General features: G+C 44.0%; 13 protein-coding genes. All 13 read left to right on the top strand.

Annotation, left to right across the window (positions count from 1 at the left end; genetic code table 11):
* On the top strand, positions 1–1,800 hold the full coding sequence (asnB, locus tag N4A56_RS06030; protein ID WP_295545757.1) for an asparagine synthase (glutamine-hydrolyzing): 1,800 nt from the start codon (positions 1–3) through the stop codon (positions 1,798–1,800).
* Entirely contained in the window at positions 1,800–3,020 is a 1,221-nt protein-coding gene (locus tag N4A56_RS06025) for a hypothetical protein (protein WP_295545755.1), read from the top strand. The genes asnB and N4A56_RS06025 overlap by 1 nt, the downstream gene beginning before the upstream one ends.
* Positions 3,021–3,046: 26 nt before the next feature.
* A complete protein-coding gene (locus N4A56_RS06020; RefSeq protein ID WP_295545754.1) occupies positions 3,047–4,372 on the top strand; it encodes a hypothetical protein in 1,326 nt (441 codons plus the stop codon).
* Positions 4,369–7,017 (top strand): O-antigen ligase family protein, encoded by a 2,649-nt coding sequence (locus N4A56_RS06015; RefSeq protein ID WP_295545751.1) that lies wholly within the window; start codon positions 4,369–4,371, stop codon positions 7,015–7,017. The genes N4A56_RS06020 and N4A56_RS06015 overlap by 4 nt, the downstream gene beginning before the upstream one ends.
* A gap of 72 nt (positions 7,018–7,089) precedes the next feature.
* Complete coding sequence (locus N4A56_RS06010; protein WP_295545749.1) at positions 7,090–8,211, top strand: hypothetical protein; 1,122 nt, start codon at positions 7,090–7,092, stop codon at positions 8,209–8,211.
* Between the two features lie 19 nt (positions 8,212–8,230).
* The gene (locus N4A56_RS06005; RefSeq protein WP_295545747.1) at positions 8,231–8,941 is read left to right on the top strand and encodes an acylneuraminate cytidylyltransferase family protein; all 711 of its coding nucleotides are present in this window, start codon (positions 8,231–8,233) and stop codon (positions 8,939–8,941) included.
* A 1-nt stretch (position 8,942) separates the two neighbouring features.
* Complete coding sequence (locus tag N4A56_RS06000) at positions 8,943–9,857, top strand: Gfo/Idh/MocA family oxidoreductase (RefSeq protein WP_295545745.1); 915 nt, start codon at positions 8,943–8,945, stop codon at positions 9,855–9,857.
* A 32-nt stretch (positions 9,858–9,889) separates the two neighbouring features.
* Complete coding sequence (locus N4A56_RS05995) at positions 9,890–10,699, top strand: SDR family oxidoreductase (RefSeq protein WP_295545743.1); 810 nt, start codon at positions 9,890–9,892, stop codon at positions 10,697–10,699.
* On the top strand, positions 10,699–11,769 hold the full coding sequence (gene neuB, locus N4A56_RS05990) for an N-acetylneuraminate synthase (protein WP_295545741.1): 1,071 nt from the start codon (positions 10,699–10,701) through the stop codon (positions 11,767–11,769). Before N4A56_RS05995 ends, neuB begins: the two co-directional genes overlap by 1 nt.
* A complete protein-coding gene (gene neuC / locus N4A56_RS05985; protein WP_295545738.1) occupies positions 11,762–12,892 on the top strand; it encodes a UDP-N-acetylglucosamine 2-epimerase in 1,131 nt (376 codons plus the stop codon). Before neuB ends, neuC begins: the two co-directional genes overlap by 8 nt.
* A complete protein-coding gene (locus tag N4A56_RS05980) occupies positions 12,882–13,511 on the top strand; it encodes a NeuD/PglB/VioB family sugar acetyltransferase (RefSeq protein WP_295545736.1) in 630 nt (209 codons plus the stop codon). Before neuC ends, N4A56_RS05980 begins: the two co-directional genes overlap by 11 nt.
* Positions 13,504–14,973: an aminotransferase class I/II-fold pyridoxal phosphate-dependent enzyme gene (locus tag N4A56_RS05975; protein WP_295545734.1), complete on the top strand. Its 1,470-nt coding sequence runs from the start codon at positions 13,504–13,506 to the stop codon at positions 14,971–14,973. Before N4A56_RS05980 ends, N4A56_RS05975 begins: the two co-directional genes overlap by 8 nt.
* 104 nt (positions 14,974–15,077) lie before the next feature.
* The gene (locus tag N4A56_RS05970; RefSeq protein ID WP_295545732.1) at positions 15,078–16,979 is read left to right on the top strand and encodes a nucleoside-diphosphate sugar epimerase/dehydratase; all 1,902 of its coding nucleotides are present in this window, start codon (positions 15,078–15,080) and stop codon (positions 16,977–16,979) included.
* Positions 16,980–17,480: the final 501 nt, after the last annotated feature.

Genomic DNA, 17,480 nt, shown 5'->3' with positions numbered 1-17,480 from the left:
ATGTGCGGTATCTTTGGGTATTATGATTTCGGAAAAAAGACGATGGCACCGGACAAACTGGCTCAGATGGGTGCAGAAATTAGACACCGTGGACCGGACGGGTATGGTTGCTATCATGACGATTCCGCAGCTGTTGGGCTTGGAAACCAGCGTTTAGCGATTCTTGATATCGATAATGGGCAGCAGCCCTTTTTTTCTGATGATGAGTCTATCATCGTGGTTCAGAACGGCGAAATTTTTAACCATGTAGAACTGGCAGAAGAACTGACAGCAGACGGCTACCCCTGTAAAACTACGTGTGATACAGAAGTCATTTTACGACTGTATGAGCGTGACGGAATAGATGGCGTTTCAAAACTGAACGGAATGTTTGCTATTGCCGTGTATGACAAACGTATTGATGCGTTGTTTCTGATTCGTGATCGAATCGGTGAAAAACCTCTTTACTTCTCCAATGAGGAGGGAAGGGTTATTTTTGCATCAGAAATCAAATCTATTTTACCATCATGCGGTAAGAGAAAAGTAGATTTTCAGGCTCTGAACCAGTTTTTAGCTTTTAACTACGTCCCGCCACCGTTAACAATGTTTGAGGGCATTCAGCATGTTTTACCGGGACATTGGTTGAAGATTACACGTCAGGGCATAGAAGAGTCTTGCTGGTGGGATCTTTCGCAGGTGACTTCTGAAAAACACAGCGAAGAAGAATGGATAGCGCGTTTTAATGATGTTTTGGATGACGCTGTCCGTATACGCTTGCGTTCTGATGTCCCGTTTGGTGCGTTTTTATCTGGCGGGGTAGATTCCAGTACTGTTGTAGGCATTATGAGCCGCCATCTTGAATCACCGGTGAAATCCTTCTGCATCGGTTTTGACGACCCTAAATATGATGAATCTCCCTATGCTCAGGATGCTGCTGACCGTTTTGAGACAGAGCACGTAATGCAAAAGGTTGAGCCGAACCTTATCGGGCTTTGGCCCATGGCTACCCGACACTGTGACCAGCCGCATGGTGATGTTTCTTTCCTGCCCACTTACAAAGTTGCCAGTTTGGCGGCAGAGCAGGTGAAGATGGTGCTTACTGGTGACGGTGCAGACGAGCTGTTTGCTGGCTACGATAAATATCGTCATTTTTTTACATCGCAGACAGATGCGCTGCTGGATGAACAGTTCCAGAAGGACTATCTGGATAACATTTCCTTATTTACAAAAGAAGCACGTCTTCAGCTGTTCTCTGAAAAGTTGAAAAACGAACTTGGTGAAGTGGATGTTTTTGATGTGGTTGAACCGCTGTTCGAAAAAGCCGTTGATATGGATCGCATTAATCAGGCGCTATATATCGATATGATGCTGTTGCTGCCGGGGAATAACCTTGTCAAGCCGGACCGTATGGGCATGGCTGTTTCATTGGAAAACCGTGCTCCATTTTTGGATTATCGTATGATGGAGCTTGCATTCGCCATGCCGGGGAATTTGAAACTGAACGATGGTGTAACTAAGTTTATCTATAAAAAAGCTGTTACTCCTTTAATCGGTGAAGAACTTGCGTATAGAAAAAAGCAGATGTTTACCGTGCCGATAGGTGAATGGTTTAAGACTGATCTTGCTGATATGTGTAATGATTTGCTGTGTTCTGACCAGACAACAAGCCGTGGTTTGTTTGATTACGATTACGTTGCAACAATGCTGGAAGATCACTGCAATGGTACTGCAAACTATACCCGCGAAATCCGTGCGTTAATGGCTTTTGAAATATGGCTTCGTGAATTTAGCGACTATCTTTTCACTGAAGAAGAGGCATAATGAAGATTTTATTTTGCTCGTATGGCGGTGGGCATGTCACGGCAATTCTTCCTGTGCTCAAAGTCATGAAGGAGCGGGGACATGAATGTCTTTATCTTGCGTTGACAACGGCTGGCAGCGTAGCAGAACGAGCCGAGACACCTCATGTGAAAGTGATTGATTATGTTGATATGGCTGATCCGCACATCCAACTGTGGGGAAATCGCCTTGCACAGCGTCATCACACAGATGGAAAAGGCATTACACGAGATCAGTCTATTGCTTATCTTGGAACCTTGTTTTGTGATCTTGCACAGGAGATAGGGGAAGACGCTGCATGGGAACGCTACGAGCGCGACGGGCTTAATGCGTTTTGTCCTGTCCGCTTTATGCGGGACGTTCTACAAAAAGAGCAGCCTGATGTTGTTGTTGCAACTAACTCTCCACGCATGGAAAAAGCAGCGTTGCGTGCGGCATATCAGCTTGGAATTCCGAGTTTGTGTATGGTTGATCTTTTCGGATTATTGGAAGAGTCATGGCTTAGCAGACCGGACAACGGGCATGTCGTGTCTGTTGCCCGCCCGGATGTTGCCAATCGTCTGGTAGCAGCAGGTCGTAAGCGTGAAGATATTTTTCTTACAGGCAGTCCTATTTTTGATCAGCTTGTTGATCCGTCTCTTCCTGTTGCAGGGAGAAAATGGCGTGAAGAACGAGGCGTTGCACCGGATGATGTTCTGATTTTCTGGGCAGAACAGCCGGAACCATCAAATCCGGAACTGCCTCGCTGTGTTCGTAACCATCTTGCTGATGTTTGCCAAAAGAACGGGTGGAAATTGGTTGTGCGGCTGCACCCGAGCAGTACCGATGCCAGCAAGGAAGTATTGCCGGATGGGGTACTGCAAAGTCATGCCCATGAGCCTCTCGCACACGTTATCCATGCGTGTGATGTCGGTGTTACGCTTACCTCAACAGTGGGCTGGGAGCTTCTGCTGTCTTCAAAACCGCTTCTAGTCATGACTATTTCCTGTTACAGCAATGTAGTTACGTATGGGCAGGATGATGGGGCACTGGCTGTACCCTCTCTTGATGATGCTGAGCAAGGATTGAAAACCTTGCTGTTCGATCCGGAAGAATCAGCGCGTCTGGCAGCATTGCGTGATGCTTTGCCAAAGCCGGGACTTGCGACGGAAAATGTCTGTCGCCTGATTGAAAAAGAGGTTCTTGCAAGGACAGCCAAATAACAGAATCATAATGAGGGAGAGAACTCTTGGATAATCCTGTTTTACATATAGTACATTGTATTGATACTGAAGGTCCGCTCAGTGAAGATTTGTCCGCAACATTCCAGCGTGTTGGAGAGTTGTTTGATATTTGGCTTAAGCCTTCAAGAACGACTCTAGCGCAGTTGCAGAATAAAGAAATTCCGTTAGATGGTGCTGAAGAACAAGTTGCTGCTGTTCTTTCTCCGCAGTTATTGAACTATAACCGTACATGGCACGATGTTCAGACCATGTTGGATGAAGCACTCAGCCCATCATTCCGTAATAAGATGGTAGATGATTTCGGCAGAGGCTGGGTTTATAGCTGGCATTGCGTTGATCATCTTGGTTTCTCTGAAAACCCGCGTCATAAAGATATCGGGTATGGAAACGTATTCAATTTTTACAAGGATATGCTTGCGGAAACAGATAGCATACAAGATGAGATAAACTGGCATTTCCACCCGCTTTCCATTGATAGAAAACCGTTAAGTGCTGCTACATCATATAACAATAATATGGATGTGCTACTTTATATTATTGCACGAAGAATTATTGATAATAAATGGTTCCCGACCACGAGTCGTCCTGGATTCCATTCCGAAAGACCAGATGCTCATGCATTTATGGAGCAGTGGATTCCGTTTGACTACGCTAATCAGTCTATTCGTGAAGATAAAAAATTGCAGCGTGACACTATGCTGGGGCGCTTCGGAGATTGGCGTAGAGCACCGGAGTCGTGGCTTGGTTACCATCCACATCATGATGATTACCAAGAAGAAGGCAGTTGTAGACGCTGGGTTTTCCGATGTTTGAACGTGGGCACCCGCTTTCGTCTATTGACAACCGAACATATCGCAGAAGCGTTTCAAGAAGCGCGGGACAATGGCTCTGCCATTGTTTCTTTTGCTGACCATGACTACCGCGACCTTCGTTTGGATGTTGAGTATGTTCGCTCCTTGATTGCAAGCAAGCGTGATGAATTTCCTGATGTAAAAATCCGTTTTTCTGGCGCAGAAGAAGCGGCTCAGGCTCATGTTAAAAACTACGAACCAGAACTGTGTATGCCTGCCCCTAAATTCTCGATAGAACTTATCGAAGAGCGCGTGCATGTACGTTTGGTTTCCGGCTCCCTGTTTGGTCCTCAGCCCTTCTTGGCAATCAAAACACGCGATGGGCGATACTATCATGATAACTTAGATATTGTGGAAAAGGGCGAACATTGGGTGTATGTGCTCGATAACCAGACTTTACCTCCTTCTGCTGTTGAGACTGTGGGCGTTGGCGGTGCTGGGCGTTCCGGCGGATTTGGTGTTGAGTTGTTAACATTATGAAACTGTTAGTGAACTTTTCTGATTTGCGCGCACCTCTTCTTTCTGCATTAGCTTTTATACTTTGTGGTGCCATCGCGTTACCTTTGCTTCCTATTTGGGAGGGAGCAATTAGACTTGTTGCTGCAATGGTATTGCTTGCTGCCTTGCCTCCATCAGCAATGCGCAAATCTGTTTGTGTAGTATTTGCATTATTGGGAACGATTTCCCTTGGTGCATGGGGTAGTAATTTGGTTCAGCACCCCTTCGCACACATTATTCATGCACTGACAGATGTGTATGGTCAGCCGCTGACCGTTTTTTCAGATAGTGCGTTGCTGCTGTTTGATATGATGTGTGCAACTGGGTTGTGTTGCATAGCAACTGGTATGAATTGGCAACGTGATCGCCTTGTAGGAATGTATACAGGCAGTGCTCTCGTGTTCTGGATTTGGACACTGTTTGCACTGGGGGTAAATCTTCTTTTCCGTGGTGAGCAAAGTCATTTTGCACAGATGATTACCGGTGCATCCGGTTGGGCAACATGGGTCTACTGGGCTGTGCTGCCAGTTTTTCTTGTGCGCAGTGAAGCCGATGTACGCCGCCTTTTGGTATGGGCAGGAGCAGGCGGACTTATTACGGGGTGTATCGTAGCCATCCAGTGGATTGTCGGTGATTTTTCGTATGTTCTTGATGCACCCGATCTGACGAATTATTTTTACCGTGTTCGTGGTACCAGTTATTATCACGCTCCAGCAACATATGCTCTTGTGCTGATAAGCGGGGTTATGCTTGCTCTAGTACAAAAAAATTCATCAAAAAGTAAGTGGCAGATTGGGTTGGCTGTAGCCTTTTTGGTTGGACTAATTTTTATAAACGGTACACGAGCATTAAGTTTAGCACTGCTGCTAGGTTCGTTTGTAGTGTGTATCGGGGCGCTCCGTCAGCGGAATTATATGCTGCTGCTTAGTGCAGTGCTGGTCATGAGTTTCATGTCTTCGGGGATTTTTTATTTAAAGCCCGCGAATGTTGCAGTTGAAAGTGCAGAAGCTGTGCAGAGTTTTGTTCAGGCGAATTCTGACCGTGCACTGCTCGCTATGTCTGGTCTTAAACTTTTGCCATCATTGCTTTGGACCGGTAGTGGAATTGGTCTATTGGAATTGCCTCTTTCGGGTACAGTATTCAATGGGGCAAGGTGCACCTACTCAACTCATGTGTTGTACCTCGATATTATTTTAATGGCAGGGGTTCCTGCGCTTTTGGCACTACTTGCAATGTGCTTTATTGCTGCGTGGAGGGCTGCGACTGATAGTATATTAGCGAAGGGGCGTGACACGAATTATCGTGCTTTGGCTCTCCTTGCTGTATTGGTAATGTTCAGTGTTGGTTGCTTGTTCCTGCCGCAGGAGCGTAATTACCTGATTGGTGTTACATTTCTTATAGCATCATTAGCACTGTTGCGTCCTGGAAAAGAACCTGCTGTTAAGCAACCTGCATTACAGCATGGTTGGGCACTCGGGATGATTGCTTTCGGCGCAGTGGGATGGGCATTTGTAACCAGTCCTGCGTTTGTGTTTCCGGCTGTTGAGTTTGTTGCGAAACACGGAGCGAGTGTTATCGATAATGATGAACAGGTGATGACTACAGATCCTGTAATGAAGCCGATACTACAGGCTTTACTTAATTTACGGGGAGCAACTGACGCAAAGGTGCTGCTACTTCCAGATAATGTAAACGCATTGCCGAAGGATAACACATGGGTTTTATGGAGTCCTGCGCGTGATTTTGCATATTTGCAGCTGAGGAATAAACTTGGATACCAAGTATACAGGCAAGGTGGCGATGCTCCTAGTGTACGTCTTCCCCATAATTGGTGGGTGCTTGATTCATCACAGCCGATTGTTGATACTTTGTATGTAGGCATGCAGCCGATTATTTCAGTTCCTATTCAGGAATTGGGAAAAGTTGAGTTAGTAGAAGGTGCTAAACCCCTAGGTGAGTATATTGAAGGTCTTCCGCTTTTGTATGCCACTGAGGATCAGGAACTGTACTGGAAGGTGCAATTTAACGAATGCGTGCCTCATCCGTTTGCATTGAGTATTGAACCTGAAAAAGAAAAAAAAGGGTATGTGAAAGGTATCTCGCAGGCTATTTCTGACAATTCTGCCCATACCTCTATTGTTTCCATAGCTAGTAAAGATTTTCCTCCTAATACGAAGGTAGCGTTAACAGGGCAGATGGAAACATGGCCAAACAGAGCGCCAAGTGCAGCTGTTAAAGGACGCATTGATACTATGCCTGTTTGGCGGCTTGCAGATATGGACTATGGTTCTGGAATTACATGGGATGCAGAAGATAATTTTTCTGTGCTCTTTGCTTTTTCTTCTGACGATATGCCGCGCATTGGAGTGTATCGAATGGTAGCAATGAATCGCATGGGAGTTGCACTTGGCACGGAATACAGTTGGGTTGTGGAAGGCTCGACAGACGGTGATGTCTGGAAAAAGATTGATAGCCGTAGCAATGTGATGTTGAGTCATGACCCCTCAAAGCCTTCTGCTTTTGTAATGCAAAATGAAGATTCGCTTAGGTATTACAGAATTACATTTCTTGCTTCGAAAGGCGAACTCAACGGAATTTCAGAAATCGAACTGTACCCAGTGCAGTAGGTTTGAGCCATTGAACAATTTTAAGGATATCCGTAGATATAATGAGTTGTAACTACGTGAAATCGGTGATGTATGAATAAAGAGAGTATGTGCGAGACACAATTATGTATCTCATATACGGATTTTGTTGATGGGGCGCAGAACTCCTTGACGTGGTACGATATTATGCCGGGAGATGCTGTGCAGATTTCCGGTGATCCTGATCCACGAACAGCTGCACAAGTTGCAGCGGAACTCTTGTCTTCTGGAAATTTGGAGCAGGAAGAACAGATAGATTTAATTGCACTCAAAATAATGAACGGATGCGCTTCTATTCCTGAGTTTGAAAACTGGGCTGAACTTGCATTCCGCATGTCTGAAGTGATGTCTAACCACCTTACGCCATCTGGAAAGCGTTCTATACGTATGCGAGCGCAACGTCTTAATTTTTATCTCCAGATGATTATTGACCGTGACCTGCCTGCGAGTCTTACAGAAGGTGTTGTTGCTGAAACTATTCTTAAGGGCAATAAGCCTTGGGATTACATGCAGTGTGCGGATGGTTTCTGGTGGGTTACTTCTGATGATAAAAATGTGCATTATCGAGCCAATGATGGAACAGAACAGCATTGGCGGTTAGGACTTCCTACTCAGATAGATATTCAGCATGACGGTAGAGTCGCTGTCGGTTCTTTTTACACTCCGGGAGCATGGCTGGGAGATGGCGGTGAGTGGGAGTTTCTTGAGCATGAACAGCCTGTCATTCTAGTGTTTGCATACAAGGGAAAAACATTTTTTCTCGATTATACAGGGAAGCTTTGGGAAGAAGAGTCAAGGCGGCTAGTTGCTCAAGATATTGTGCCGCAAGTGCATTTCGCCCGATATTTTGACGGTGTCATTTATGTTATTGATAATAACAAGTTCGGTTGTGTCACCTCATTTTCCTTGGATACAGAAAGAGTTGAACACCACTCTGTTCTCCCAGTCTTAGTGTGCAATGATCTTGTTGCATGTGAAAGTGGTTTTTATTTGATAGATAAACAGCAGGGAAGTGTGTTCAAGTTTGATACAAACTGGAATTACAAAGAACGCATGCTTCGATTTGGCGTTGAGCGTGGCTGTTTGCAGGATCCTGTCGCTCTGCGTCTTTATGACGATCATTTGTATGTTGTCAGTTGGCTTACAGCGCATTTGACCGAATTGAAAAAGTTTTAATCTTGTGAGGGAGTGTAAGGTGGCAGAAGTCATTTTATGTACCATCTGTGCTCGAGGCGGCTCTAAAGGGGTCCCTAATAAAAACATTCGGTTACTAGCCGGAAAGCCTCTATTGGCACATACTGTTGAGCAGGCAATCGAAACTGATTTGTTTGAAGAAATTGCATTTAGTAGTGACAGTTCTACATATCTTGAGGCAGCAAAAGAAGCTGGAGCCTCCGTTCTTATAAAGCGTCCAGCTGAGCTTGCAACAGACAGTTCTGGTAAGCTTGCTGCTATTCGTCATTGCGTGGAAAAAGTAGAAGAACAGCTTAATAAGCGTGTCGATATTGTGGTTGACTTAGATTGTACGTCCCCATTGAGGCTGTCTTCGGATATTGCTGCAAGTATCAATTTGTTACGTGAGCGTGGAATTGGTAACGTAATTACTGGCGCACCAGCTCGACGATCACCGTATTTTAATCTTGTGGAGCGAACTGAAGCTGGGGGGATTGATTTGGCGAAAAAGTCTGATACCCCTTTTTTGCGACGGCAGGATACTCCTGAATGTTATGATATGAATGCTTCTATTTATGTGTGGCGTAGAGATGTACTTATGGAGAAAGATGGTTTGTTTCATGAGGACACCGATATTTACGTAATGCCTGAAGAGCGTTCAATTGATATTGATTGTGAAATGGATTTTGACATAGTTTCTATGCTGCTTGAACGACGTTCCGCTGATAATTAATATGAAGTGCTTAGTTATTGGATACGGCTCTATTGGGCAGCGGCACGCGCGCGTGTTGCAGGAAATGGGACATGATGTTGCTTTGGTTTCGCGGAGCACGACGCCGGAATTTTTAGTGTTTAGATCAATTTCGGAAGGTGTTGAAACTTGGGAACCACAATATGTTGTTATTGCGAATGATACAAAAATTCATGCAGCATCTTTATCAGAACTTGCAAAACTGAAGTATGAGGGCATAACTTTAGTTGAGAAACCTCTGGCAGCTCAAATCGAAGAGCTGGGAGCTGTTCCGTCTGGCTCTGTGTATGTAGGATATACGTTACGTTTCCATCCGATAATCCAACGGTTGGTAAAACACTTGCGTGATGAGCAGTTGTGGACGTTGACTGCTTATGTAGGTCAGTTCTTGCCGGATTGGCGTCCAGATAGTGACTACCGTAAATCATATTCAGCGCGCAAAGAAGATGGCGGTGTTATTCGTGATTTGAGCCACGAACTTGATTATGTGCAGCTTTGTGCAGGGACGTGCAGGCAGACTATTGTTTCCGGTGGTCAACTAAGCTCGCTGGAAATTGAAAGTGAGGATGCCGCAACGCTGTTAGCTAAACTTGACCGCTGCCCGTTAGCAACAGTTCATGTGAATTATCTAGATCGTTCCCCATCCCGTTGGATTATTGCCAATGGTTCTATGGGAACAATACACGTTGATTTGATAAAAGGTGTTTTTTCCATAAATGGGAAAGAAGAACTCGTTCCCGTTGTCCGTGATTCAATGATACGGGATCAGCACCTAGCCGCTATGCATCAGGAGACATCCATGCTTTGCACTCTGGAAGATGCCATGGCAACAATGCGCTGGATTGAAGCTGCCCATGAATCGCTGCGCACTACACACTGGGTGACTGTTGAATCGTAATAGTATGAGTATAGTTTGTTAGGAGTTGTACGTTGAATAATTCTTCTTACCTTCGCCTTGAAGGAAAAGTTGCTGTTGTAACAGGTGCTGCTGGTATTCTTGGAAAAGTACTTGTGCAGCATTTAGTCGACCATGGTGCCTTTGTTGCTATGGTAGATGTAAATAAGGAAGCACTGGATGAAGTTTGTGCCTCATTAGGGGAAGATGCTTCTGTAGCAGCTTTTCCATGTGATCTTTCAAAAGAACAAGAAATTTTAGATGTAGTTGCATCTATCGTTGAATTGAAAGGTCGTATCGATATTCTATTCAACAATGCTGCAACAAAAACAGATGATTTATTGCGCTTTTTTGATCCTATTGAAGAATACTCCATGGATACATGGCGCGAAGTTATGTCTGTTAACCTCGATGGTTTATTCCTTATGGCAAGAGAGTGTGCAAAGATTATGGCACAACATGGTGGTGGTTCGATTGTGCAAACTGCATCAATTTACGGTGCACTTGCTCCAGATATGCGTATCTATGAAGGATCACTTTATCTTGGCTGCCAGATTAATACACCGCCAATATATTCAGCTTCCAAAGGTGGCGTAATCTCTTTAACAAAACATCTCGCTGCTGTGTGGGCTAAAGACGGTATCCGCGTTAATGCAATTTCACCGGGCGGTGTTGCCAGTGGGCAAAACGATGTGTTTGAAAAGAACTATAGTGCACGCATCCCTATGGGACGCATGGCAACTGCGCAGGAAATTATTGACGCTGCGTTGTTCTTAGCATCTCCGGCTTCAGGGTACATTACAGGACAGAACTTAATGGTCGATGGTGGGTTGTCAGCATGGTAATGGATTCTCCTATACTGGCACAGAAGAAAGCACCCCATACATTTGTTATTGCAGAAGCCGGTGTTAATCATAATGGTTCAGAAGAATTTGCGCTACGTATTATTGAATTAGCAGCTCGTGCTGGTGCTGACGCTGTTAAATTTCAAACGTTTAAAGCGAGTAAGCTTGTTTCTAAAGGAACAGCTACAGCCGAGTATCAAAAAGAACAGACCGGAAATAGCGATCAGTACACTATGCTCAAGAAACTTGAGCTTACAGATCAGCTGCATGAGAAAATAATTCAGCACTGCAAAGCTCATGATATTGAATTCATGTCTACGCCGTTTGATATTGATTCTGCTCATTACCTTCTTAGTCTGGGAATGGAGCGTTTCAAAATTCCTTCTGGTGAATTGACTAACATCCCGTTTCTTCGTGAACTGGCTGCTTTTGATAAGCCGATGATCTTATCAACCGGTATGGCAACGTTAGAAGAAGTTAAAGAGGCTGTTGCTGCTATCAATGAAGCCCGCGAAGAGTGCGGGTTTGTCGCACCATTAGAAAGTGTGCTCACAGTGCTGCATTGTACCTCAAATTATCCTGCTCCGTTGGAAGATGTGAACCTGAGTGCGATACATACCATGGTACGCGAGCTTCCGGTGCCTATCGGCTATTCCGATCATACGGCTGGTATTTTGGTGCCTGTTGCAGCCGTTGCCATGGGAGCAACTGTTATAGAAAAGCACTTTACGCTGGATAAAAACTTGCCCGGTCCTGACCATCAGGCTTCACTGGAGCCAAATGAGTTAACAGAAATGGTGCAGCAGATTCGCCAGATTGAAATTTCGATGGGAAGCGGGGTAAAAGAGCCGAGCGCCAAAGAACTGCCAGTGCGCGAACTAGTACGACGTAGTGTTACTGTGGTGGTGGACAAGGCTGAAGGCGAAATACTTACCAAGGATGATGTAGAATTGCTGCGTCCGGGTACAGGTATTCCACCTAAACACTTAGAAAGCATTGTTGGACGCCGTTTAAAGGTAGCTAAAAACAAAGGGTCTGTATTGTTATGGCAGGATCTTGTTGATGCGTAAAATTTGTTACATAACAGGAACTCGTGCGGACTTTGGGCTCATGAAGAGAGCTTTGCATACAATAGACCAAGATCCTGAACTTTCTCTTAATCTCCTTGTTACAGGAATGCACCTTCTGGAGGAGTATGGAGAGACATGGAAAGAGATTTCTGAGAGTGGATTATCTATTGGTGAAAAGGTTCCTGTTAAACTATCCGGTGGTTCTGGAAGTGAGATGTCTATCGCACTTGGCGAGCAGGTAATTGGTTTTACTAAAGCACTAGAGAGAATACAGCCGGACGTTTTGCTGCTGCTTGGTGACAGGGGCGAAATGATGGCAGGAGCCCTTGCGGCACTGCATTTGAATATTGTTGTAGCACACATTCATGGTGGTGAGCTTTCAGGAACTGTTGATGAATCTATTCGTCATGCTATTTCCAAGCTTGCTCATTATCATATGACTGCCACACAGAAGTCGTGTGAGCGTTTGATTAGCATGGGAGAGCAGAAGCAGAATGTATTTGTGACAGGCGCTCCAGGACTGGATGATGTCTATCACCGGAAGCTACTAGACAAAGAATCGCTTTTTGCCCGCTATGATCTCAACAGTAACAAGCCGTTGGCTCTCGTGTTGTTTCACCCTGTGGTTCAGCGTGCTGGTGATGCAGAGAAACAGACTCGTGCTCTGCTAGAAGCTACCTGTGAAACAGATATGCAAAATTTGGTCATTGCCCCGAATGCTGACTCTGGCTCAGCCGCGATAGTTAACGTTATCAATGAATTCAGTGTAAGGGATAACGTCATAACAAAAGTTCATCTTCCACGGGACGAATTTTTGTCATTTATGGCTTACGCAGATGTTTTTGTAGGCAATTCTAGTAGTGGAATTATTGAGTCGGCTTCTGTTAATACTCCTGTTGTTAATATAGGTAATCGTCAGAATTGCAGGGAGCGAAACCTCAATGTTGTTGATGCTGCTCCTGAAAAAGAAGCAATTGTGAGTGCGTTGCAAACAGCGCGCGACATGAAGGGACAGCGTTGGCAAAATGTGTACGGGGATGGGGCTGCCGCAGAACGCATTGTTGACTGCTTAAAACAAATTTCTCTTTCTACAAAAGTTTTGGAAAAGATCAATGCCTACTAGTGTGGCTATTATTGGCGCTGGAGGTCACTCTAAGGTTGCTATAGAAGCACTACGAGCTATGGCACCAAGTTGCTCTTTGCGAGTTTTTGATCAAGACAGAGCAAAAAAAGGGCGTACTATTTTAGGTGGTGTTGCCATAGAGTTTTTACAAGAATGGAGCGCGCTTCCCGAAGCATACCATATTGCTATCGGTAATAATTCAGTACGACAACAGCTGAGTATGCTTGCCCAAGCGAATGGTAAAGAATATACATCCATTATACACCCTGAAGCATCCATTTCGCCTAGTGCTGTAGTAGGCGAAGGTGTGTTTGCGGCTGCCAAAGCTGTGGTTGCGGCAGAGAGTAAAATTGATGAAGGCTGTATAATTAACCATAGTGCTGTTGTTGACCATGAGTGTCGGATTGGTGCTTATTCGCATATAGCTCCTGGAAGCATTTTGACCGGGGGGGTGGAAGTGGGCGAGTGTACTCTTATTGGTGCAGGTGCAGTAATTCTTCCTATGATTAAAATTGGTCGTAATGTTGTTGTTGGTGCAGGTGCCGTTGTTACACGCGATATACCGGATCATCAGATAGTTGTGGGTATTCCAGAAAGGATCGTGAATTCAAATGAATAATATTGGTCAGATAAAAGTTTTAAAAACACACACTCTGAAAGAAGCACTTGAGATTTTAGATCGTAGTGCCATGTCTATCGTATTGCTAGTTGATTCCAACGGTGTGTTGCAACGTACCATTACAGATGGAGATATTCGCAGACAGCTTTTGGCTGGAAAATCTTTAGATGAGACTTTGGACCAATTAGAGCCGTTGCAGCCTTTGACTGTTAAAGAGGGTGTGTCTCGCAGCGAAATTGTGGGACTTATGAATAAGCATGGCGTTGCTCAAATTCCAGTTGTAGATGCTGAAAATAAACCTGTGGGGGTACATCTTAGTCGTGAGATGATGCCTAGAATTGAGCTTTCTATGCCACATATGGGTGGTCATGAGCTTCAATATGTAGAAGAAGCATTTAAAACCAACTGGATTGCTCCGCTGGGACCGAATGTGGATGCATTTGAAGTTGAAATGGCTGAATATGTTGGGTCTAACGCAGCTGTTGCTGTTAGCTCCGGCACGGCAGCTATTCATCTTGCACTTCGCCTTTTAGAGGTTTCAGCAGGTGATATTGTACTTTGTTCAAGCTTTACATTTATTGGCAGTGCCAACCCAATTCTTTACCAGAACGCAACTCCTGTATTCATAGACTCAGAGCCTGCTACATGGAATATGTCCCCAGAGGCTCTTGAAAGAGCGTTGAAAGAATACTGCGAAAAAGGGCAGAAGCCGAAAGCGATGATTGTTGTGCACCTTTATGGTCAGAGTGCAGACATGAAGCGCATTGTCGAACTGAGCGAAAAGTATGATGTTCCTATTATTGAAGATGCTGCTGAGTCTCTTGGATCTTTGTATCAGGGTAAGCACACAGGAACTATCGGTAAAATTGGTATTTTCTCCTTCAATGGGAATAAGATTATTACCACATCAGGTGGGGGCATGGTGATATCTGATGATAAGGAACTGATGAACCGGTGTCGCTATCTTTCGACGCAAGCTAGAGTTACTGCCCCGCATTATGAGCATACAGAAATGGGATATAACTATCGTATGAGTAATGTGCTCGCTGGCATCGGGCGTGGTCAGTTACAGGTTCTTGATTCTCGTGCAAAGACTCGACGTGATATTTTTGAACGCTATCGGGACAAGTTGTCTGATATTGAGTGCCTCGAATGGATGCCGGAGCCGGATGGCGACTATTCTAACAGATGGCTTTCTGCTGTAGTTTTTAATCCAGAAAAAACCGATGTTAAGCCGCAGGATTTAATTAAAGCATTAGCAGAAGTGAACATTGATGCCCGTCATTTCTGGAAGCCAATGCACCAGCAGCCTTTGTTTGAGGATTGCCATTACTACAAGCATGCTGATGTAAGTTTCTGCGATTATCTTTTTGAAACAGGTGTTTGTTTACCTTCAGCATCAAATATGACTGAAGAGCAACAGGAAAGCGTAATTAATATTATTCGTACGTTGTTTCAGTAAATTTACTGGAATTGGTTCGGTGCGCTTGATGAGTGAACCAAATTTCTGTGCTTAAAAATAGTTATTCATAAGGACTTGATAAAGCAATGTCATACGATTTGGTAATGAAAATTACAAAATTGAATAGAAGTCAGAAAAGATTTTTGATGCTGATAACAGACTTCTTGATGATCTCATTAGCCTTATGGGGCGCATTGGGACTGCGATTAGGTGAAATGTTCCCTGCCCCTATAGAAAACTTGCCGCTTACTGCCTCAGTTTTAACCATAGGGAGTATGGGGATTTTTTTCTGGCTTGGATTATATAAGACAGTTGTCCATTTCATGGGAATTGATGCAATCCGTACTATTGCTCTTGCTGTTATCTGCTCTAGCTTGTTGTTATTGTTCTCAGTATTTATTCTCCGAATAGAAGCATTTCCGCGGTCTGTACCTTTTATTTACTGTCTTTTACTTTTTGTATTTATTGGTGGCAGCCGTTGGATTGCACATTATCTTCATATATATTCACGTCTTCAGCAAAAAACAAAAGAGCTGGTCATTATTTATGGTGCTGGTGAAGCAGGTGTTCAGCTGAAACGAAACTTAGCTGCGGGTGAAGATTTTTGTCCCTGTGCTTTTCTTGATGACAAGAAGGTGCTCCAAGGTTGTATTGTTCACGGGTTAAAAGTGTATAGTGTAGATGATCTGCCGCAGGTTATCGCTCTAACTAAAGCAACACGAGTTTTGCTTGCAGCTCCAAGTGCAACTCCAGCTCAGCGTCGTAGCATGCTTGAAAAACTGGACGGACATTCGTTGCGTGTTCAATCTATTCCTTCTCTGGAAGCGATTGTTTCAGGTAGGGCTTTACTTGAACAGCTTGAAGATATCGATCCTGAAGACCTTTTAGGGCGTGCCCCTGTTGCTCCCAGAGAACAGCTTTTCTCTAAGTGTATTAGAGGGAAGAATGTCTTGGTTACAGGCGCTGGTGGGTCAATCGGTTCTGAACTTTGCCGCCAGATTATTAGTGCGGAACCTATCACACTTGTGTTGTATGAGCTTACAGAATTTGCTTTGTATAAAATAGATCAAGAGCTACGCGGTATTTTGGAGGAATGTAATTTTAGCAATGTTTCTATTATCCCGTTGCTCGGTTCTGTTTGCGATCGCGCAAGGCTTGATGAGCTGTTTGCGCAGTATAAAATACATACCGTATATCATGCCGCCGCATACAAACATGTTCCTTTGGTAGAAGGTAATATTCTCCAGGGGGTTAAGAACAATGTCTTCGGAACAAAAATTTTAGCAGAAGCTGCTCAAGATGCTGAAGTTGAAAATTTTGTGTTGATTTCAACTGATAAAGCTGTTCGTCCAACTAATGTGATGGGGGCTACTAAGCGCACAGCGGAGTTAATTCTTCAGGCAATGGCTTCGAAAAATTCTAAGACAATTTTTTCCATGGTTAGATTTGGGAATGTCTTGGGATCATCAGGGTCGGTTGTGCCATTGTTTAAAAAACAAATAGCTAGTGGTGGTCCTCTAACCGTTACCCATCAAGATATTACACGGTATTTTATGACAATTCCCGAAGCTGCTCAGCTGGTTATTCAAGCTGGTGCTATGGGTATTGGTGGTGATGTATTTGTTTTGGATATGGGGAAGTCTGTAAAGATTTTTGACATGGCTCGCAGGATGGTATTGCTTTCCGGTAAAACAATTAAAGATGCTGAAAACCCTAATGGTGATATTGAAATTTCTGTAGTTGGCTTGCGTCCTGGTGAAAAATTATACGAGGAATTGTTGGTTGGCGATGATGTCAAAAAAACCGAACACCCAAAGATAATGCAGGCACACGAGGTATTTCTTCCACTTCAAGTTTTGGAAGAAAAACTTTCACTGTTTGAATCAATTGAAGCTGAAAATGACTCTCTTGCTGCTCGAAATTTACTGCAAGAAATCGTCAGCGGGTTCACTCCTAGTTCCCCGATCGTTGATTCGTTGTATAATTCAGCAAAGCAGGTAGCGTAATTTAATGAAAGAGTGAGTTGGGGGGAACTTGTTTTGATCTTGATATCGTTCTTCAGACTTTCGCAAATAAAGAACAACCTGTTTTCGTTAACTCTACGCTCGAATGCAAGATTGTTTTGCTATTGTCTACGATTGCAGTATGTCTCGATACAAATAAAATAAAGTCAACTTGGCTCATGCTTGTTTTTAAGTTTGTTGTGCGGAATTGGGAGGCTAAATTAACGCAACCCAAATTACCACGATGCAATGAGTATAAAGAATACGAGATTAGCGGCATGTTTTTTATAGCGTGCCGCTTTTTTTGAATCTTTTCAGTTTTGAAGAAAATCAATCAATTGCCGGCAGATATAAAGCTGTTGTCATAGTCTCTTGAATTCGGATGGTTCTTTCTTGAAGGACGTAGCGTACTCTTTTCTTACATATTTGCCCGGTAATCTTGCTTGTGAGTCCTAGTTCTTAGCGAGTAAAATTAGAAAATGATAAACCGTCAATGCGGTCAAA

The organism is Halodesulfovibrio sp., from assembly GCF_025210605.1.
Lineage (GTDB): Bacteria > Desulfobacterota > Desulfovibrionia > Desulfovibrionales > Desulfovibrionaceae > Halodesulfovibrio.
Note: the sequence above shows the minus strand (reverse complement) of the source record. Positions and strands in the feature narration are given on the sequence as shown.